At 65.9% G+C, this 21,598-nt stretch carries 11 protein-coding genes; all 11 read right to left on the bottom strand.

The genetic code is table 11. The annotated features are described in order from the left end of the window. Positions 1-49: 49 nt before the first annotated feature. The 11 genes from HV824_RS04155 to HV824_RS04105 all read right to left on the bottom strand — a co-directional run bounded on the left by HV824_RS04155 (position 50) and on the right by HV824_RS04105 (position 21,594). Positions 50-790: a thioesterase II family protein gene (locus HV824_RS04155; RefSeq protein ID WP_176422704.1), complete on the bottom strand. Its 741-nt coding sequence runs from the start codon at positions 788-790 to the stop codon at positions 50-52. Then, positions 787-1,500: a spermidine synthase gene (locus tag HV824_RS04150; RefSeq protein WP_176422703.1), complete on the bottom strand. Its 714-nt coding sequence runs from the start codon at positions 1,498-1,500 to the stop codon at positions 787-789. The genes HV824_RS04155 and HV824_RS04150 overlap by 4 nt, the downstream gene beginning before the upstream one ends. Then, complete coding sequence (locus HV824_RS04145) at positions 1,497-2,846, bottom strand: MFS transporter (RefSeq protein ID WP_176422702.1); 1,350 nt, start codon at positions 2,844-2,846, stop codon at positions 1,497-1,499. The genes HV824_RS04150 and HV824_RS04145 overlap by 4 nt, the downstream gene beginning before the upstream one ends. Before the next feature lie 212 nt (positions 2,847-3,058). After that, positions 3,059-4,438: a condensation domain-containing protein gene (locus HV824_RS04140; RefSeq protein ID WP_176422701.1), complete on the bottom strand. Its 1,380-nt coding sequence runs from the start codon at positions 4,436-4,438 to the stop codon at positions 3,059-3,061. Between the two features lie 30 nt (positions 4,439-4,468). Beyond that, positions 4,469-11,824: a non-ribosomal peptide synthetase/type I polyketide synthase gene (locus tag HV824_RS04135; RefSeq protein ID WP_255207754.1), complete on the bottom strand. Its 7,356-nt coding sequence runs from the start codon at positions 11,822-11,824 to the stop codon at positions 4,469-4,471. Between the two features lie 20 nt (positions 11,825-11,844). Next, the gene (locus HV824_RS38135) at positions 11,845-13,107 is read right to left on the bottom strand and encodes a cytochrome P450 (protein WP_176415323.1); all 1,263 of its coding nucleotides are present in this window, start codon (positions 13,105-13,107) and stop codon (positions 11,845-11,847) included. An 18-nt stretch (positions 13,108-13,125) separates the two neighbouring features. After that, entirely contained in the window at positions 13,126-13,887 is a 762-nt protein-coding gene (locus HV824_RS04125) for a bifunctional 2-polyprenyl-6-hydroxyphenol methylase/3-demethylubiquinol 3-O-methyltransferase UbiG (RefSeq protein WP_176422699.1), read from the bottom strand. After that, a complete protein-coding gene (locus tag HV824_RS04120) occupies positions 13,884-14,132 on the bottom strand; it encodes an acyl carrier protein (protein ID WP_176415321.1) in 249 nt (82 codons plus the stop codon). The genes HV824_RS04125 and HV824_RS04120 overlap by 4 nt, the downstream gene beginning before the upstream one ends. Before the next feature lie 340 nt (positions 14,133-14,472). Next, positions 14,473-18,606, bottom strand: coding sequence for a non-ribosomal peptide synthetase (locus tag HV824_RS04115; RefSeq protein ID WP_176422698.1), 4,134 nt, complete (start codon positions 18,604-18,606; stop codon positions 14,473-14,475). A gap of 42 nt (positions 18,607-18,648) precedes the next feature. Beyond that, a complete protein-coding gene (locus HV824_RS04110; RefSeq protein WP_176422697.1) occupies positions 18,649-20,259 on the bottom strand; it encodes a radical SAM protein in 1,611 nt (536 codons plus the stop codon). Positions 20,260-20,322: 63 nt separating this feature from the next. Next, positions 20,323-21,594 carry a coproporphyrinogen-III oxidase family protein gene (locus HV824_RS04105; protein WP_176415318.1) on the bottom strand — a complete coding sequence of 424 codons (1,272 nt, stop codon included), beginning with the start codon at positions 21,592-21,594 and terminating at the stop codon, positions 20,323-20,325. Between the last annotated feature and the right edge of the window lie 4 nt (positions 21,595-21,598).

The following is a 21,598-nucleotide window of genomic DNA, read 5'->3' as shown; positions in this document are numbered from 1 at the left end:
CCGCCATGCGCTACGGGTACCATCGCGCCTGAAAGCCGTCAATCACGCCTCAGCTGACAAGCAAGTCAAGCGCGCAAGACAAGCGTTGCAACAGGAGGCCGCGCGACGTGGTCAGAAAGAAGTGTCCATCCGGCAACAGCTCGACGTCGAACGCTCCCGTCGTCTCGGCGCGCCACGCCTCGAGTTCCGCACAGGAGATCTCATCCTCGCGCCCTCCGAACACGGTGATGGGGCACGCGAGCGGAGACCGGCGCTCATGAACATACGTATCGCACAGCGACAGGTCGCACCGGAGCGTCGGCAAGAGGAGCCGCAGGAGCTCAGGGTACTCGTCGAGTTCGGGCCGGTTGCTCATCCTCTTCACGTAGGCGACCACCTCGGCGTCCGTGCGCGCCGAGAGCGCGTCCAGCAGTGGAACCGTCGGAGCCTGGTGCGCCGCGGGGAAAAGCGCGAGCGGCCCCGCCCGTCCACGGGCACGCAGCTCGTGCGCCAGCTCGAACGCGACGAGCGCCCCCATGCTGTGTCCATAGAACGCGAACGGCAGGTCGAGCAGCCTGTCGAGGCGCTCCGCGAGCACCGGCACCAGCTCGCGAATCGTGCGAAACGCCGGCTCGGCGAATCGCTCTTCGCGGCCTGGCAACTGGACGGGGCACACCTCGACATCGGGAGGCAGCGCCGCCGACCAGCCCCGGTACGCGGAGGCGCTTCCGCCAGCGAACGGGAAACAGAACAACCGCAGCCGCGCGGACGAACGCGCCTCGTACGCGCCGATCCAAGGGTTCGCCGTCATCGCCCGTCCGCTCGACGCCCCGTGAGAATCCGGTAGTCAATCCGCCGAGCCCCGCGGTCAACAGGAACGATCCACTGGCGCACGCCTTCGAAGCACGTCTCCAGGCGGTCCAGGCATCGGGGAGCTGGCTCCGAGGACCAGATGGCCAGCACGCCGCCGGGCCGGAGGGCCTCCCAACATTGGCGGAGGCCGGCCTCCGAGTAGAGGTCGTGGTTCCCGACCGCCGAGAGCGACTCTGGACCGTTGTCCACGTCGAGGAGCATCAGGTCGTACTCGCCGCTCGCCGCGACAATCGAATCCCGAACGTTTCCCTCACGCACGAGCACCCGCGGATTCGAGAGGTCGGGGACCGGCAGCTCGGCGCGGACGTCGGGGCGCGCGAGGAACGACACCAGCATGGGCTCCAGCTCGACCACGACGGCCCGCGCCACCCGTGAATCGCGCAGCAGTGCCTGCAGCGTGAAGCCGAAGCCGAGCCCGCCGACCAGCACGTGGAGCTCGCCACCTTCGCGGCATTCACGCAAACCAATCTCCGCGAGCGCCTCCTCACTTCGGTGCTCCGCCGAATCCATCAAGAGCTTGCCATTGAGGATCAGCTCGTAGACAGCGTCGCCGTCAGCCTCCTCTCGCCTCTGGAGAACGTACTCGCCCGTCGCCCGGTCCACGCGGACAAGCACGGTTGGCAGCGAATGCTCGAAGGAGAATCTCATTCATGCGTCTCCATGACTCCGCGATTTCGCGCTGAGTCCTCATCACCCCGTCCACTGAAGGCCGCGGGATAGTGCTCTACGTAGAACCGGGACGTCACGGCCGCGTCGGCGTCGAAGAAGACCCGGTAGTTGGGGATCAGGAAGACGGCGAACGACAGCGCCAGGACGGCGCCACCGGAAACAACGAGCGTCATCTCCAGACCGAAGGTCGCGATGAGCCAGCCAGTCACGGCGATCCCCGCCGGCGCCGCGATCGCACCAATAAAGATGCGCACGGAGACCGCGCGAGATCGGAACGCGTCAGGCATCGCGAGCGTCGTCTGCGACTTCAAGGGGATGTTCGCCGCGATGACCGCCATCCCGAACACGAGGAGCATCATCGAAGGGAGCACGACGCCGCGAGCCCAGGGGAGCACCATGATCGCGACGCCGCTCGCCGCGAGGCCGATGAAGACGACCGTGCTCCGGCGAACCCAGCGCTGCACCGTGCCCAGCGCCATCGCGCCGAGGATCGCGCCGACGCTCATGCTCGTCTCGAGCAGTCCCAGCATCCAGGCCGGCTGGTTCTGCGCTTCCTTGACGAAGTAGGCCAGTGAGATGTCGAGCGGTGCGATGGCGAGGTTCAGGAGCCCGGCGAGCACGGCGACGCCGAGCTCGATCGGGATGGAGGTCACGACGCGGACCCCCTCCTTGAGCTCCTGGAACCAGGCTCGGACACTATATAACTGCCGGTCCGCTGACTCAGCGCTTTGCACCTTCGTCACGGCGACGATGGACGCCGTCGCCGCGGTCGCGACGAAATAGGTGCCCGCGTCAATCAGTAGCGCGCCGGCCGGCCCGAGCCAGGACACCACGCCCCCGCCAACCACGCCACCGAGGATGGTCCCGAGCGGCATGATCGCCTGATCCTTCTGGATGGCAATCTCGACGTTCTCACGACTGACCAACTGCGGAATGATGCTCTGCGACACCGACATGAAGAGCGCCGAGCCCACGCCGTGCAGCAGGGAGACGACAACAATGAGGGGCAGATTGAAGTAACCGCGGAGCGCCATGATGCCGAGGAGCAGGGCGGTGCCCAACCGCCAGGCATCGCCGAGCAGGGCGACCCGCTTGCGGCTGAACCTGTCTCCGATCGGACCGAACAAGGGGATGAGCAAGAGCTGCACGAACGTGACAGGCGCGACGATCGTCGCCATCGTCGCGGCCGAGCCGGTCTCATCGAGGATCCACCACGCCAACGCGAGCTTGTTGCAACTGTCCCCGATGACGGAGGCGAGTTGCCCCAGGCGATAGAGCCAGAAGTCGCGGCCGAGCCCTGGCGGCGATGTCGATGTCCGAGGCATTGAAGTCCTACTTGGGTCAGAGCCCATGTCGAGCTCCGGTACGGCACGCCCGGCGGACCGTGGCACCGGCGCTTCTTGTCACGTCCCATCACAGCTCGAAGCGCCGACGCAGGCATGGACACGTCGGAGCTGACCCCGTCGTCGCTCGCCATGAGACGATGCGGGCGAGCCGAAGGGAGTGACCTGTGCGGGGACCTTCGAGTCCCCGACGACTACGAGGTACCTGACGACGGTCCCCGCCGCTCTGGCGCTCCGAAATCGAGCGCCCCACACGCCGGCAGCTCGCTGTCCATTACGCGGAGGGCCACATCGCCAAGCGATGCCTCGACGTTCACGTTGAACTGCTCCAGAATCCGCATGAGCGCGACCTGGACCACGGCCGCGTCGAAGCTGTGCCTCCGCGGGTCGTGATGAATGGCGATCTTCAGATCGCGCTCGGTGATGTAGACATCCAGGTACGCGTCGTAGTGCGCCTGCTCGTTGAAACGAATGTTGCGCACGTGAAAAGGAAGCGACAGGGCCTGGCCGTGGTCCAGGTCGACGCGGTCAATCGAGAAGTTCACGACCGTCAGCAGGCTCGACGGTGTCGTGTGGCCGTACGCCATGATGTCGCTCAGCGACATGTAAGCGAACTCCGACGACAGAATCGCGTGTTGCCGTATCTGAGAGATTGTCCTGGCCACTGTGTCGGCTTCGCGCACGCGCATCGGAACCGTGTTCACGAACAGCCCGCCCATCTTCTCCACGTCTCCCAGTCGAATCATCCTCCCCGACACCACGCAGCCGAAGATCGCTTCTGCCTTCTGGAAGTGATCGAGCACGTACGCTCCCCAGGCGGCGAGCAGGATGTGATTGACCGTGGAGCGGTGACGCCGTGCCAATGCGCCGAGGAGCTCACGCGCGCTTGGACCCCATTCGACGGTGACCGTGACCTTGTGAACGTCGACGTCAGGAGCGGGAAGCGCGGCGCCCGCGCGACAGGTGTGCCCCTCCAGGTACTTCGTCCAATACGCTCCCGCCTTGCGCTCGTCCTGACGTTCGATCCAGTCGAGGTACAGCCGGTACGGCACGCGCGGGAGCTCCGTCTGTTCGATGCGCTCACTGGCGCTGCGATACGTCTCGCAGAACTGATCCTGGAGGAGCCTGCCCGTCCAAGCGTCCGCGATCAGGTGGGAGTAGGACCAGAGGAACGCGTGCCGATCGGGGCCGAGTTTCACGAGTTCGCAGCGCGACGTCTCGACAGCGAGGTCGAAGTTCCGTTCCATGTCCTCCGCGACATGGGACTCGAACGCGCCGTCCGGGTCCGGCAGCCCAGAGAGGTCGCGATACCGCAAGGGCCGCTGACGATAAGGCAGGACCACCTGCCGGGGCCCGTCGAGACCGTCGTTGACGAACACGGTGCGCAGACATTCGTGAGCCTCGACGAGCTTGCTCAGACAACGGTCGACCAGCTCCACCTCGATTGGCCCATTGACGTCGCACAGCATCTGCTCCACGTAGACCCGGTTCTTCTTGTGCAGGTGATGGAAGTACATCCCCTGCTGCACCGGCGACAGCGGGAGGTCGTTCTTCTCTGGGCGTGTGTGTGTCATGACTCTTCCTTCAGCCCCGGAGGCACCGGTTCACATCACAGCCGCTGCGCGTCGCGCGGGCGCCGGCAGGAAGCCGGCTTCCTGCATCTCCAGCACTGACTCCCTGAAGACGCGCACGATGAAGTCGACGTCGGCATCGGTATGCGCTTCGCCGAGGAACGAGGCGAAGCCGTCCAGGATGTGCAACCCCCGGTCCCGCAGGTAGATGAACAAGAGGTCGCCGAAGGGTTGATTCTCCAGGTAGCACGTCTTCCAGACCGAGCCGAAGTGACGGATTTCGAGCGGCGCCTCGACCTCCGTGAAGAACGCGTTGAGCTCCGAGGCGAGGCGCTCGGTCCTGGCGTTGCACGCTCGCTGCAACTCCGGCCCGCGCGCCCTGAGATGAAGGAGCGATGCCCTCGCGGCGGCGAGCGCCAAGGGATGGCGGACAAAAGTGCCGGCGAAGTACGTCACGCCCGCGGTCGGTTTGGAGTCGTCGCCGAACCGCCACGCCCCCCCGTCCAGCGCGTCCATGAACCGGCGCAGGCCGGCGATCACGCCAATCGGCATGCCGCCGCCAATGACCTTGCCGTACGTAGCGAGATCCGCGCGCACGCCGAAGTGCTCCTGCGCTCCGCCCGGCGCGATCCGGAATCCGGTGACGACCTCGTCGAAGATGAGCGCGCAGCCCGATGCGGCGGTGATCCTCCGGACCTCCCGCAGAAACTCGCGAGGCTGAAACTCCGGCCGCCGGCTCTGCACCGGCTCGACCAGAACCGCTGCCAGCACGCCCGCGTTCGCGCGCAACGTCTCCAGCGTTTCAGGCGTACCGTAGTCGAGCACCATGATGTTCTCGGCGGTCGACGGCATGATTCCCGGTGCCGCGGGTATCGCGCGCCCCTTCTTCGTGCCCCGGACAATCACCTCGTCGTTGACGCCGTGGTACGAGTTATTGAACGAGGCGACCATCCGTCGGCCCGTGACGGTCCGGGCGATGCGGAGGGCCCCCATCACCGCCTCGGAACCGGTGTTGCAGAACGCCGCGCGTTCAAACCCGGTGATTTCACAGAGGAGGCGCGCCACCTCGCCCGTCAGTGGGTGCTGGGGGCCCAGTTCGATGCCGCGCTCGAGCTGCTCGCGCACCGCGTCGAGGATGAACGGCGGTGACCAGCCGAAGAAATTCGAGCCGAAGCCGCAGAGCACGTCGACGTATTCGTTCCCATCGACGTCCCATAGCCGTGACCCGAGCGAGCGTTCGACCACGATGGGGTAGACCATCTCCTTGATGTTCGGCCGAAACCCGGTGACCACACGCGGGTCGGCCATGAAGCCGCGGTTCTCTTCGGTGAAGCGCTTGGATCCCTTCGTCTTCGCGCAGTACCGCCGCACGAGCGCCTCCAGACGCGCCCGTTGATTCGGCGTGGGCTCCTGGTTGGTGGTGAGCGTGATGCGTGCGGCCGCGCCGAACGCCCTCTTCGCGTCGTAGACCTCGCGCGTGGCCCCGACGTCGTTCGCCAGCGGCGTGCCGAGCAGGGTGACCGCGGGCTGGTCGGCCCGCGCGTCGGCTGGAGCGCCAATCTCCAGCTGGGAGGCGGCGATGGACGGCGCCGCGGCGTTCGTCGCGAGCGGCGCCCCGCCGAGGAGGGCGAGCTGTTGTGAGATCAGACGAAGTTGCTGTTCGAGGAAGTACTGCACGGTTCCCGGCTCGAACGTCACCGCCGGCGCGGAGGCAGGCACGGCGGGCGCAACCGCCGACACGGGCTTGAGCACCACCGCGGGTGCGACGTCGCCTTGCCCCGGCAGGGCCGGCTGGACGGTGGCCGCGGCTCCCTCCGGTTCGCTCGGCAGGCTCGCTTCAATGTGACGCGCCAGCGCCCCCAAGGTGGGATGCTCCTCGAGCAAGTGCCACAACGTCGTCTCCACGCCGAAGCGCTTTTCAATCGTCAGCGCGATCTGCGTCAGGAACAGCGAGTCAAGACCGAGCTCGACGAAGCTCGTGTTGTCCTCTGATGCACCGACCTCGACTCCCGAGGACTCCTCGATGAGCTGCTTCACCGTGGCCGTGATTGCACCGAGACGCGCTGGACTCGGGGCGCTCGGCGGGGTTCTGGAAGCTTCGGGCGTCGGCTCTGTTGCGCGAGTCACGGCGGTGTCTCCTTCTCGGTACGATGGCGCCATCACGACCTCCGAAGCTGGTGGCGCCCCCTCGATCCAGAACCTCCGCCGCTCGAACGGATAGGTGGGCAAGGGCACGCGTCTTCCGCGCTCTTCGCCGTGGAGCTCGGACCACGCCGGAGAGATGCCCGACAGCCAGAGGTGGCCTGCGGCGTTGAGCAGCGCCGCGTATTCAGCGTCGCCCTCGGCGGTGTCGCCGAGCGACGAGACGGCGATCTGCAGGGCTCGGTCCGTGACCTGTTGCCGCGCGAGCGTCGCGAGCGTCGTGCGCGGCCCGACTTCCAGGAGGAGGCGCCCTGGCGTCTCCCAAAGGGTGCGAATGCCCTCCGCGAAGTGGACGCTCTCGCGCAGATGCCGAGCCCAGTACATGGGGCTCGTGGCCTCGCCTGGCTCGATGAGACGCCCCGTCACCGCGGAGACGAACGGCGTGGTCGGCTTCGACAACGCGACCTTCGAGACGAACTCGGCGAACGGCTCGACGACGGGGTCCATCATCGGCGAATGGAACGCGTGTGAAGTCTGGAGCGGGCGGCAGACGACGCCTTCGTTCGCGAGCTCACGTTCGAGCTCCCGGAGGGGCCCGCTCGGGCCCGACACGACGCACAGCGACGGCCCGTTCACCGATGCGATGGCCAACTCGGGGTGGCGCAAGCGCGGGCGCACCCGCTCCGCGGCGAGGCGCACGGAGAGCATGCCGCCAGGCGGAAGCGACTGCATCAGCCGTCCGCGCTCCGCGACGAGGCGAAGCGCGTCTTCGACAGACATCACCCCCGCGAGCGTCGCGCACACGAACTCGCCAACACTGTGTCCGATCATCGCCTCAGGGATGACCCCCCACATGCGCCAAAGCTGCGCGAGCGCGTATTCAATGACGAAGAGGGCGGGCTGGGTGAACTGCGTCGCGCGCAACAACTCCGCGGCCCGCGTGTCCCCGCCGCTGGCGAACATCACCTCGCGCAGGTCGCGACCGAGCAACGGCTCGAGGATGCGGGCGCACAGGTCGACCACGGCGCGAAACGAGGGCTCGCTCCGGTAGAGCCCAGAGCCCATGCCGACATACTGGGCGCCTTGACCGGGGAACATGAATGCGAGGCGCGCGGGCAGGCTCGGCACCGAGCGAGTCGCGACGCCCGGTGAGCTCAGCTTCGAGATGGCCTCCTCGCGGTCCTTCGCAACGACAATCGACCGTTCACGGAAGCCGCGGCGGCCAACCTGGAGCGTGTACGCGACGTCGGCGACATCCAGCTCGAGGTTGTCCCGCAGATGACGCGAAAGCTCGCGCTTCGCCACGTCCAGCGCCGATGTGCTCCGCGCAGAGACAAGCAGGAGGTGCGCAGGTCGCGACGACGCCCGGTCCGGCCGCTCCGGAGGCTCCTCGACGATGACGTGCGCGTTCGTGCCGCCGACGCCGAACGAGCTGACGCCCGCCCGGAGCGGCCGTTCACCGGTCCAACCAGCGAATTCTGTCTGGACGAAGAATGGGCTGTTCGCGAAGTCGATGTTGGGGTTCGGCCGCGTGAAGTGGAGGCTTGGGGCGAGCTTTCGATGGAAGAGCGAGAACGCCGCCTTGATCAGCCCGGCGGTCCCCGCCGCCGTGACGAGGTGCCCGACGTTGCTCTTGATCGAGCCCAGCGCACAGAACCCCCGGTCGTTCGTCGTCGCTCGAAACGCCTTCGTCAGGGCCTCGACCTCGATGGGGTCCCCAAGCGGCGTCGCCGTTCCGTGGGCCTCTACGTAGGAGATTGAACGGGCAGCGACGCCGCCGTCCTCGAGTGCGCTCGTGATCGCCGCCGCCTGACCGTCGGCGCTCGGCGCCGTGAAGCTCGCCTTGCGGCCGCCGTCGTTGTTGATGCCCACCCCCCGAACGACGGCGTAGATCGTGTCACCGTCGGCCAACGCATCGTCGAGCCGCTTGAGAACGACCAGCGCCGCGCCGTCGCTGAACAGGGTGCCGGTCGCGGACGCGTCGAACGGCTGGCAGCGCCCGTCTCTCGAGAGCATCGCGCCCTCTTGGTAGACATGCCCGCTCCTCACCGGAACGGTGATTGAAACGCCGCCCGCGATCGCCATGTCGCAGTCTCCGGCGCGGAGGCTGCGCACGGCTTCACAGACGGCGACGAGCGACGTGGAGCACGCGGTGTGGACGCCAATCGCGGGGCCCGTGAGGTCGAGCTTGTACGCGGTCCGGGTCGCGACGTAGTCCTTGTCATTGAGGAACATGACCTGGAATGCGCCGAGTTGCTCGACGAGGTCGGGCCTCGCGAGGACCTTGGTGGCGTAGTACGAATTCTGGTAGACGCCGCCGAAGACCCCGATTCTTCCGTCGTAGCCCTCGGGGGTGTACCCGGCATGTTCCAGGGCGGACCACGACGCCTCGAGGAAGACGCGCTGCTGCGGGTCCATGAGCGTCGCTTCGGCCGGCGTGATGCCGAAGAACGCGGCGTCGAACGTGTCGGCGCCCTCGATGATGCCACGCGCCTTGACGTAGCGTGGATCGCGTCGCGCGGCGGCGGCCACCTCGGGGTCGAGCTCCGCGTCCGAGAACCGTGAGACCGAGTCTTTACCGGCCGAGACGTTCCGCCAGAGCTCCTCCACGTCGCGGGCCCCCGGAAAACGGCCGGACATGCCGACGATCGCGACTGGCGCGCGTGGCTCCGATGTCGCCTGCCGGCGCCCGCGCCGCCGCGACGCGCCGCCCGATGCCGTGCCGCGCTGCTCGTCGAGCCACCGCGCCAGGTCACCGAGCCTCGGGTGCTGAAAGAGCTTGAGCACGGGCACATTCAGCCCGTGCTCCTTCTCCAGCAGTGAAACGGCACGCATCGCGAGCAGCGAGGAGCCTCCGAGGTCGAAGAAGCCGTCCCTGGCACCGACCTGGTCGATGCCGAGCACGAAGGCGAAGACCCCCGCGAGCGTCCGTTCGGTCTGCGTCGAGGGCTCGACGAAGTCCGTTCCCATGTCGGGCCGCCTCCCGAGCGGCCTTGGCAGGGCCTTCCGGTCAATCTTCCCGTTCGGCGTGAGCGGCATCTCCTCGAGCCGGACGAAGCGCTGCGGAACCATGTATTCGGGGAGCGTCCGCTTCAGGTGGGCCCGGATGTCCGCCTCCGACACCGAGCCGCCGCGTTCGTCGACGTAATAGCCCACGAGGCGACGATCCCCGGGGTGGTCCTCTCTGACAATCACCGCCGCCTGGCGGAGGCGGGGATGGTTCGTCAACGTGTCTTCGATCTCCCCGAGCTCGATCCGATATCCGCGGAGCTTTACCTGGTTGTCATTCCGGCCCAGACACTCGAGCCGTCCGTCGGGCAAGTACCGGCCGAGGTCCCCGGTTCGATACAGCTTCGCGTCCCTGCCCTCGCGGAACGGGTCGGGCACGAAGCGCCGCTCGGTAAGCTCGGGGCGATTCAGGTAGCCATTGGTGACGCCCTCTCCTCCAATGTAAATCTCGCCAACCACGCCGACGGGCACGAGGTTCATCCTCGGGTCGAGGATGTGAATCTGCGTATTGGCGATCGGACGGCCGATGAGCATCCGGCCGAGTTCGACGCGCCAGAACGTGGACCACACGGTCGTCTCGGTGGGCCCGTACGCATTCCAGACGCTTCCCGCGCGGGGCAGGAGTGCCTCGGCGAGATCCGGGGGCATCGCCTCACCACCGCATACCGCGGTGACACCGCCGCCCCCTTCCCAGCCGGCCCCGAGGAGGAGGCGCCAGGTCGACGGCGTCGCAACCACGAACGAGACCTCGCGCTCGCGTACGATCTGGAGAAGGCGAGCGCCGTCCGTCACCGCATGACGCTTTACCAGGACGATCTTCGCGCCGACCGTGAGCGGAAGGATCACCTCCGTGACGGCGAGGTCGAACGTCAACGTCGCGACCGCAAGCGCGACGTCGCGAGCCGTCATGCCGGGGCACTCGCGCATGCTCAAGACCAGGTTGACGACCGAGCGGTGCGGGACCACCACTCCCTTCGGCTTGCCTGTGGAGCCCGACGTGAAGATGACGTACGCCGTGTCAGCGGGTGTCGCGGACCGCTCGTCACGTGGACGCGACGTCGCCTCCGCGGCGCCCTGCTCCGCCGCATCCTCGACGTCCACGATCCTCGGCACGCCGAGCTCGGCGGAAAACGCGATCCCCCGGGACGAGAGCAGCACCGGGATGTTCGTGTCCGCGGCGACGAAGCGGAGCCGTTCCACGGGATGCGCCGGGTCCAACGGGACGTAGCCGGCGCCTGCTTTCAACACACCGAGAAGACCCGCGATCAAATCAACCGACCGGTCGATGAGCAACCCGACCAAGGTCCCCCGCCCGACGCCCGCTTCCCGCAACGATTGGGCGATCGCTTCGGCCCGCCGGTCGAGAGCTCCGTACGTGATCGTCTCGCCAGCGGCGTCGTCGCCGTCGACCACGACCGCGACCGCGCCCGGGTCCCGAACAACCTGTGCCTCGAAGAGCTCGTGGACGCACCGCTCGACGTCCAGCTCAACGCTGGTTTGATTCCACGACGACAGCAGCCGTCGCTCTCCTTCCGTCAACACCGCCAGCGCGCCTACCTTTGAAGAAGGATGCGTCGCCGCACCGTCGAGCAGGAGCTCGAACACGCCCATCCAGCGGTGCATCGTTTCGTCATCGAACAGCGTCGCGTCGTAGCGAAACTCGCATCGCAGCGCCGGGCCTTCTCGCGTCACGCGCAACAAGAGTTCGAGCCAGTTCTGCACTTCGGCCGGCGGCTCGCCCGAGGTCGGCTCGCCGAAGCTGAATCCGACGGACGTGAAGGGCGCACGGCTCACGTCGGCGGCGGCGTTCATGCGCTGGGCGAGCGCCGCGAGGGAGACTCGACGATGCTGAATGGCTTCCGCGACGTCGCGGCTCACCGCCGTCGTGAGGTCCTCGAGCGCCGCCTCCCCGGGCACGGCCGTTCGCAGCGGCAACGGTTCGGTCTCACCGTCGCCTGCGAGCAAGAGGGTGACGAGCTCCTCATGCCCGGACATCCGGGAAAGGAAGACGAGAAACGTGGACAGGACCACCGAACGGAGTTCGGTGCCGGTGCGCGTGGCGAGCGCATCGAGCGCGGCCACAACCGACGGCGAGACGAGCAACTCCGCTCGCCCCTCCGTCGCTCCTTTCACCGGTGGGCGCGTTCGATCTGTCGGCAGCTCGAGGACCGGAAGCTCACCCGCCAGGCGGGTCGCCCAGTACCGCTCATCGTCATTGCAGCCTTCACAGGTCGACATCTGGGAGAGCGAGGTCCGAGTCATGTTAGAACGCTGCCGGTCAACGCGACCGGCATCTGCTTGATGCGGTTGATGAAGTTCGAACGCGCATGAAGGACGTCGCCGCGCACATGGACGATGACCCTTCGACGGATCATCTCCTCGAGCAGGATTCCGATCTCCACGCGGGCGAGGCGCGCCCCGAGACAAAAATGGGGGCCATATCCGAACGATAGATGCCGGTTTGGAGTCCGCGTGATGTCGAAGACGTCGGGCTCCGGAAACTCTTCTTCATCCCGATTGGCCGCCGCGTAGCACATGACGACACGCTGGCCCTCCTTGATTGAGTGCCCATCGAGCACGGTGTCCTTGGACACGGTCCTCCGGAAGTAGACGACCGGAGTCACCCACCGGAGCATCTCCTCGACCGCGGCCGGGACGAGGGTCGGATCGGCGAAGAGCTTCTCGCGCTCCTGGGGGAACTCGGAGAGCGCGAGCAGGCCACCAGCAATCGTGCTCGCCGTCGTATCGTACGCGCCTGTGACCAGCGACCAGAAGTAGCTCAGGAACATGTCATCGGGAACTGGCTCGCCCTCAGGCCCCGTCGCGTTCGCGAGCGCACTGAGCACGTCGGGCCGAGGGCTGCGGCGGCGCGAATGCATCGCTTCGAGCCCATAGTCGTAGACCTCGTAGAGGGCCCTCATCGCCTGGCTGCCGACCGACTCGTATTCCTTGTCTGTCGGAGGCAGGCCCGCGGCACGGATGAGCACGTCACCCCAGACGCGTGCCCGGTCGAGATCATCAGCCGGAAACCCCAGCACGTCACCGTAGACGACGCGAATCGGGAATGCTTCCGCGACCTCCCGCACGAAGTCGAGGTCACGCATCGCCATCGCGCGGTCAAGGGTGGCAGCGGCGTGAGCCCGGATGCGCTGCTCGCGTTCGGCGACGGCTGCGGGCGTGAACAGCGGAGCGATGATCTTGCGGTAGATCGGGTGTTTTGGCGGATCGAGGTGAGCGAAGCCGTCCCGGCTCATCATGAACTGTGGCGGCAACGGCGGCTCTGGAGCATCCGCGAGCACAATCCCCTTGTTCGAGACATAGGTCGTCGTGTCCTTCGAGACCTCGACGATGTCGCGATAGGTGGTGACGAGCCAGAAGCCATCCGGACGCGCCCCTGCAACGCGCGCCGCGGAGGGAAGCTCGTGCCAGGAGACCGGCGACTGTCGGCGTAGCCGGGCCAGCGCCCCGAACGGGGTACCGCGCGAGAAGGTGTCGACGTCCAAAAGGTCGAATGGCTGCACGAGGATCTCGCTCTCAGGTCAGACCTTCTCGGCGATCACCGCGAACCCCAGGCCGCCCGCATGGTTCACGTCAATTTCAATCACCTTGAAGCCGCAACGCTCCAGCATGAACTGGAGCTCGGAATGGAACAGGAATCGGAAGCTGACCGTGACGGCGATGCGCTCCGGCGCGCCTTTCCTGGCGAACACCGCATCCCACTCCTCGACCTGCGAGTGTCGGTCATTCCGAAACGTCACCGACAGCAGGTATTCGTCACCATCGCGCGTCCGGAAGCGCGTGTGCTCCTGGAGCTTCTGTTCGTAGACCACCTTGTACCGTGGCTGGACGAAATCGGCATAGATGCGCCCGCCCTTGCGCAGGTTCCTGTGGCAGCTCTCAAACAATGCAATCTGTAGCGCGCGGTCGGGGAGCGCGATCACGAGCCCCTCGGGCATGACAATCGAGTCGTACGGCTCCTCGCCGAGGTACGACAGTGCGTCCGCGGTGAGCTGCCGCACCCGCTTCGCGACCGAGGAATCCTCCGCGCGGAGCTTTCCTGCCAGGACCTCCTGCATGGACGACGAGATGTCGACGCTGTCCACCAGGAACCCAGCGCGTGCCAGTGGCACGGTGAGCATGCCGGTCCCAGAGCCGAACTCGAGGACTCGGCGGGTCTTGTCGCGCAGGTGCTTGAAGTAGAACCCGTTGAACAGCTCGGGCTCACGCGATCTCGCCTGGCCGAAGTACGGTGCGTCGTCGTAGATGCGGGATAGGAACTGGTCGTACTGGACGTCGCTCATCGGTCGATGCTCCCATTCGTGCACGTCTGCGACATCCGCCTGCTGACTTCGGCGCTCAGGTTCCCGAAGCTCTGGGCCTCGAAGATAGACATGAGGGGCATCTCGATTGAGAACTCCTTACGAATCTCCATCGCGAGCGCGACGAGCTTCGCGGAGTCCCCACCTTCAATGAAGAAGTTGCTTGAACTCGAGACCGAGTCGACTCCGAGCAGCTTGCACCAGATTTCTCTCAAGGCCGCTTCCATTTTCGTCTCCTGCTTCCGTGTCCTGTCCTGACTTGCTGCCAGCCAACCGGCGCACCACCCACGGGTCGCGATGAGCCCTCCGCCAGTCGAGCCGGCCGCGAATCCCCGTTGATGGCGAGCGAGCACTGGCGTCGGGCAATGAGCGACAACCGTCGGTCCGACACCAGCGAGAGCTCCGTGAACTGCCTCCTGTCCAGCTCGTCACCCCGCGCCGCCGGACGTCGCTCCGGCGTGCAAGAGGTGCTGCTCGCCCTGATGGCCAACGGCATCGGGGACGAGGCGCGCGCGGGTGAAGCAATGGCAAGCACGATATCCCTCGACGGCGAACGACCTCAGGGGCTCACACCCGCCGGTCGCCGAGCAGCGCGCAGAGCTTCGCGATTGTGTCGTTCGCGAACAGCTCGCGAAGCTTGACCGGATAGCCCCACTCTCTCACTGCCTTCGCGACGACCGTCACGGCAAGAGAGTCGCCACCGAGCATGAAGAAGCTGTCGTTCCTGCCAATCCCATCAGGCGAGATTTTCAGGACGTTCGCCCAGGTGCGGACCAACTCGTTCGCGAGCGCGCCGTCCTCCAGTACGGCGCGCGTGTCGTCCTCGCTGACAGTGGGCGGGCTGGCGTCAATGCGCCAGGGCTCGCCGTCGTCGATCACGCCGAGGCCAGCGAGGGCCACGTCAGGCGCGGCGACAATCCGCTGCAGCAGCGCCACGAACCCGCGGCCGAGCGCCTCGACCGTGGACGCGTGAAGGCGTTCGCGCGCGTACTCGAACACCAGGCGGAGGTCGCCATCCGTCGCGCGAACCTCCAGCAGCAGATCGAACTTCGCGGTCCCGTTGTGGACGTCAATCGCTCTGGCCTTCGTATCTCCGAGCCGCAGCGTTTCGGCCCCATCCTCAATCATCGCGACCATCACGTTGAAGACAGAGCGGTTGTCGACCGTACGCGCCACCGCGAGGCTCCGCAGGATGTCCTCGAGTTGCGCGTCCGCGTTCGCCATGTCGCGCAGCAACTCCTTCTTGACGGTCTGCAAGAACTGACCGACCGCGGCGCGCTCATCGAACCGGTAGAGCAGCGGCAGCGTGTTCAGGAACAGCCCTATCACGCCGTGCGTCTCGGGCCGCGACCGCTCGGAGATCGGGCTGCCGATGACGATTTCGTCCTGTCTGGTCAGCCGGTGGAGGTGGAGGGCGAACGAGCCCGCGAACAACATGAACAGCGTCAACTCCTCGCGCCGGCACAGCTCCCGAATCGAACTCGCCAGTTGCTCGTCGACGCAGACGACGTGCTGGTCGCCACGGCCGGTCTCGCATCCGTCAGAGCCCTCCGTGAAGGGCAGCGCGACTGGCCCGAGCCGCGCCCTGGCCAGCTTGTCCTTCCAGTAGGCGAGCTGCGCCATGTACGGCGAGGCCCGCTGTTGGTCTCGCTGCCACGTGGCGTAGTCGACGTAGCGCAGCGACGGCACCGGCCCGAGCTCGCCTCTGTTGTAGGCCGACTGCAGCTCTCGGAAGAAGATGCCCAGCGACGTCTCATCGACGATGACGTGATGGAATTCGAAGAACAAGTACCGGCCGCGGTCCGCCGCATCCACGAGCGTCACCGCCAACAACGGAGCTCGTGACAGGTCGAAGCGAGTCCTCAGCGCACGTAGCGCGTCGGAAAGGTCGTCGGTCGCCGCGACCGTCTGCCGGCGAATGGAGAGCGTGCACTCGCGCTCGATCGCCTGCGACACACCGCTCTCCTCCCAGACGAAGTACGTCCGGAGGCCGTCATGCCGCTTCACCACCGCGTTGAGCGACGCCTCCAGCCAGGCGACGTCGAGCTCGCCCGCGAGCTCGAACACGACGGGCACGCTGTAGCTCATCTGCAACGCGTCATCGGCCGCGAGCACCAGCATGCGCTGCTGCGCCGGCGACAGCGGATACCCTGCCCTGTCGCCAACCGTCTGGATCGCCGTATTCAGGGGCTCACGTTCGCGCTCGATGACCGCCGCCAGCTTCCGGACCGTGTTCGAGCGGAACACCTCATCCAGAGACAACGTGACCCCGAACTCGGCGTGGATGCGGGCCAATAGCCGGGTGGCCTTCAGGGAGTGGCCCCCCAGCGCGAAGAAGCTCTTGTTCACGGCGATGTTGTCGAGCTCGAGAAGCTTCGACCACATCACCGCGAGGCGTCGCTCAACGTCGGTGGCCGGCTGCTCGTCATTCGAGCGTGCTCGTTGACTCCTCGCGCGCGCCCTGACCTCGACGAGGTCGTACTTCCCGGCCTGCGTCAGCGGTATCTCGTCGAGCCGCACGACCTCGGCGGGCACCATGTACTCCGGCAGGCGCGCCCGCAGGTGCTCACGCAGCGCGTCCACGTTGACGGCATCGGACGCGGTGAAGCACGCGACCAGGGCCGCGTCGGGGACAGCCTCGTCGACAAAGACGACCGCCTCCTTCACGCCGTCGTGCAGCAGGAGCTGACGCCGGATGTCCTCGAGCTCGATGCGATACCCGCGCAGCTTGACCTGATCGTCCGAGCGACCACGGAACTCGACCGTGCCATCTGGACGCCACCGGCCAACGTCGCCGGACAGATAGATCCGCTGACCTCGCCACGTCACGAAGCGCTCGGCGGTCCGCTCCGGGTCGTTCAGGTATCCTCGCGCCAGCCCCGGCCCGCTCAACGCGATCTGCCCGAAGACCCCCGGCGGAACTGGCCGAAGCGCGGCGTCGAGGATGTAGAGCCCGACGTTGCCGACCGGCTTCCCAATCACCTGCACCGACTCGACCTCCATGTTCGGATGGAAGGTCGAGACCACCGAGTTCTCCGTCGGGCCGTAGCCGTTGGACAGAGCCACCCGAGGGTTCAACGAGCGGCACAGCGCAACCGTTGCCCGCCGCGTGACATCTCCCGCCAGCGCCACGCCCACGAGTGAGGACAGATCCGCCTCCGAGGCCTCTTCCAGGATTCCGTGAAACAGGGCCGGAGTGAGGCAGCTATGCGTGATTGCATGCTGGCGGATGTGCCGCACGAGCGCAGAGGGCGTGCGGGCCTCGTTGTCCTTCACCAGCACCGTCGTGGCCCCCCCGGCGAGCGACGAGAAGAAGGTCAGGACAAACCCGTCGAAGGCGGACGAGAACACCTGCAACATGCGGTGCCCCGGCGAGACCCCATGCGCCGCGGTCCAGCAGGTGACGGCGTTGACGATGCCCCGATGCTCAATCAAGACGCCTTTGGGCGTTCCGGTCGACCCCGAGGTGAAGATGGCATACGCGATGCCGTCGCGGGCGAACTCGCGCGACGGAGGGAGCGCGATGGCATCGTCACCCGAGGCACTTGCCTCATCCACCGTCAGCACCAAGGCCCCGCCCGGCACCTTGCTTCGCTCCAGGTTGGTCAGCACGCAGCGTGGCGACGCCTGGTCGAGGATCGCGGCGACGCGGGCGGCCGGCAGGTCGGAGCCGACCGGCACGAAGGCGGCACCTGCCTTTCCGACCGCCAGGATCGCCGCGACCATCTCCACGCTTCGGCTGTACAGCAGCACGACGAAGTCGCCCGGCTTGACGCCACGGGCGACAAGCCCCCGCGCGGCGCGCTCGCTCATGGCGTTGAGCTCGGCATAGGTGACGCGCTGGTCGCCGCAGCTCAGCGCGGTCGCCAAAGGGGTCTTCCCCGCCTGCCACTCGAACAGCTCGTGAAGCGCGCAGTCCTCAATGGGACGCACGGTGCCCTGCGAAAACGCGGCCAGCCGCGCCGCGTCCGCATCCGCGAGCCACTCGATGTCGTTGAACGCCCTGGACGTCTCGCGACTGCTCCGGTCGACCAGGAGCGAAAGGTAGCGCGCGAACGACTCGGCCAGCCGCTGCTCGACCACATCCGGATCGAGCACCAGCTCCGCCTCCAGCCTCGTCCCTCGCCGTGAAACGTGGGCGACAAGGGGCGACCGGTCGGACAGGTCCGTGCGGTCATGGAGCGCCTGGGACGAAATCAAGACATGAGCATCGACGAGGTCACGGGAGGCACCGGTGAGCTCGGCCGCGAAGTAATCCTGATTCGAGTAGGCGCCAATCACGGTGCGCTGCGTGATGGCGCCGTTCTCCCTCAGCCCTCCTCCCAGGTCGACCTGATCCTGGAGGAGGACGTAGTCGGCGCCCCCCCGTGATGACGCCAGCGCGCGCGTGGCGGGTTCGCGGTAGGTTGGCGACAGCAACGACACCCGCGGCTCACCGGTAAACCGCGCCACGGCGGCCTTGAATACGGTGACGAACAGGATGTAGACGGCCATGTCCGAGCCGCCCGCGATCCGGAGCAGGTTCCCGGATGCCTCGTCACTGATCTCCAGTCCGACACGGGCTCGGCGTCGCCCAGGAGAGGGGCGATCGACGGACAGATACTGGATCAACGACGCGCACGTGAGCGCGTCCACGCTCCGGTTGCGCCAGTATGTCGTCTGTTTGTTCTTGATCGCTTCTGCCGACAACATCTCGTTCATGCGTACGGACCTGGGGCTCGGGGTTGGCGATGTCGATTCCCGTCAGAACTTCAGCTCCGCGCGCGCGAGGAGTTCCGAGTCCATGCTCGCGGCACCAGCCGGCGGCGCGGGTGACAACAGCCCTGCCCGGACCTTGGCGTTGAACGCTCGCAGCATCCCCTTGATGCGCTCGACGCTCCAGCCTCGACTGAGCAGGTTGAACAGGCTCGGATAGTCGAAGTCATTCTGTGGCAACCACACCGAGTTCTCGATGTGACGATGAAGGTAGTCGACCCACCACTGGGCCTCTCGCGACGTCATCGTGCTGTGCGACCACTCGAACTGAGAGTTCGTCAGATTGTAGTTCGCCGCCTGCTTGTGGATGGGCGTCGACGTGTCGTAGTACCAGAGCTGCGCTCGAAAGAAGTCCGGCTGCGCCGTTTCAATGAGGTCGATCGTCTCGCGGATCGTGCTCTCCGTCTCTCCGGGGAAGCCGACGATGAAAGAGGCGTAGCTCATGATTCCGTGCTGGCGCAGCACCTTGATGCCGCGCCGGTATGCCTCGACACGGGACTTCTTGTTCATGTTCCCGAGGATCGTGGCGCTGCCGGACTCGATGCCGAGAAACACTCCATGGCACCCGGCCTCGCGCATGAGGCCGATGGTCTCCTCGTCGATCTGCTGGAGCCTGAGGTTGCAGTCCCACTTGAACCGGTATCGTCGCTCCTTGAGAAGTCGCAGCAACTCACGGTACCTCCCCAGCGGGACATTGAAGGTGTCGTCGACGAACGTCACACTCCTGACCTCAAGTCGCTCGAGCTCGTCGAGCTCGCGCGCGACCAGGGTCGGCTCGAGGTACTTGTACGACCCTGCGTGGATCGGAAAGCTGCAGAAGGTGCAGGCGTACGGGCAGGAGACCGCGGTCCGGACATTGACCATCTTCCGTCCCCGGTGGCCCACGTCGTTCTCGAACAGGGACCAATCGACGACGTTGTGGCCGAGTTCGCTGGACTCGGTCTCAAGGGCGTTGGCGACGAACTTGCCACCATCTCGATAGATGCAGTTCGCGATGCCGGCAGCAGATGCCCCGTCGATGACCGATTTGATGATATTGACGAGCGCCTGCTCTCCCTGCGAGCTCACGACGTAATAGTCGGCTCCGAGCTGCTCCAGGGTGAACAGGAAGGACTCATGATCGTGAATCTTGTTCTGGGTCGTGATGAACGGACCGCCCAGGATGATCTTCGTGTCCGGCGAGTAGCGCCTGATCGTCTCGATGATGTCGGAGATCGGGAGGGCGACGACATAGTAGGTGGTCGTCACCGCCACGGTACGGACGTGATGGCTCTGGAGCTTCTCGATCAGGTCGGCGCGGCCCTCGCGGTACGAATTGAGGTAGGCGCAGGTCAGGCCGCGCCGACGCAAGAACGTGCACAGATAGGCGATCGTCGCGCTGAAGATGTTGTCGTAATTGAACTCCGACTCGTCCGGCGACCGGTGATACCGGTTGAAGTAGTCCGTGCACGAGACGACCTCGCCATCTTCCTCGTAGAAGCTGGTGCAGATGTCCCTGAACGCGCCCGAGTCCTCACCGAGCTGTCGGATGCTCTCGACGAAAGTCGGGAAGTGCATCTGATGATGGCCGATGACCAAACAATCAACCGTTTCCTTCATCGCGAGACCTTCCTTGTCTGGAGGTGGCGTTCCGTGGCCAGCCGCCTCTCCCGCAGGGTCTTGTCAATGGTGCTCGGACGGAATCGAGGCAATCTCCCTCGTGATGTACTTCTCAATGGATCCGAGCTGCAGGATGCCGTCCGGCGTGAGGTTGATTTGCCGTTCGTCAAACGTGATGAGGCCCAGCTCGGATAGGTACCGGAGTTCCTGCCCATAGACCTCTTGGACGTCGCAACCGAACGCGTCCCTGAACTGCGCTGTCGGGTAGTCGCGAAGCCGCAAGCCATACTGCAGCGCGAAGCGCATCTCCTCGTCGGACGAGAACCGCTGCCCCGAGCCGGTATCGACGAGGCCGCCGCGGACCTTCTCGATGTAGCGCCTGAGAACCTTTTCGTTCAGCACGATCTCGCCATTCATGTAGCTCATCGCGGCCATGCCGAAGCCAATCCACTCACGCGCACGCATCTGCCACAGGCCGTACTGATGCTGGTGGGCGTCCGAGGTCGTGTAGTGAAACGCCGTGTAGCGCTCGTAGCCGTTCGCGACGAGCAACGCCTGCCCCGCGGCCATCTGCTGCTGAAGCCCATCGAAGCGCGTGCGCACCAAGGCTCCGCGCTGGATCTTGCGATCGACCGGCGTGCTCTCGTAGACCCACAGCGGGTAGAGGGCGAGATGGTCCACGCCCAGCATCGAGATCGTCTTCACGTCATTGATGACGTCGTCGGTAGTGCTGCCGGGCAACCCGAAGATGATGTCGACCCCCACCGACTTGATGTTCGCGTCCTTCGCGAGCCTCACCGTCGAGACCGCGTCGGTGAGCGAGTGCCGCCGGCCCACGTCGGCGAGGTTGTTCTCGTTGAAGGTCTGGATGCCAATGTTGAGCTTGAGTCGATCGATACGCGACAGCACTTCGACCTTGTCCTTCGTGATGGTGGTCGGAAAGCCCTCCACGATGATCTCGTGGAGCTCCGAGCAATCGAACGTCTCGAGCACGAAGTCGAACAGGTGCTGTAGCTGACCGGTTCCAAGGATCGTGGGCGTGCCGCCGCCAATCTGGATCGTCTCGATCCGAACACGCTGCTCCTTCAGGATCGCGGCGTAGTGCGCCATCTCCTTCTTGAGGGCTTCGAGGTAGTCCTCCATGATGTCGTGGGTGACGCTCTTGCCCGTGACAATCGCAAACGTGCAGAAGTGGCACCGCGTCGCGCAGAACGGGATGTGAATGTAGATCGCGATGCGACTGTCGCGTCTGCACGTCCGGACGCCAGACGTCTTCCCCACCTCCACGGATGGGTGGTATCGAACAGACAGCTTCTTGAGATCGCTGGTATCCATCGTC

The organism is Myxococcus sp. AM009 (genome assembly GCF_013372605.1).
Classification (GTDB): Bacteria; Myxococcota; Myxococcia; order Myxococcales; family Myxococcaceae; genus Myxococcus; species Myxococcus vastator.
The sequence above is the reverse complement of the archived record's forward strand: the minus strand, read 5'-3'. Positions and strand labels throughout refer to the sequence as shown.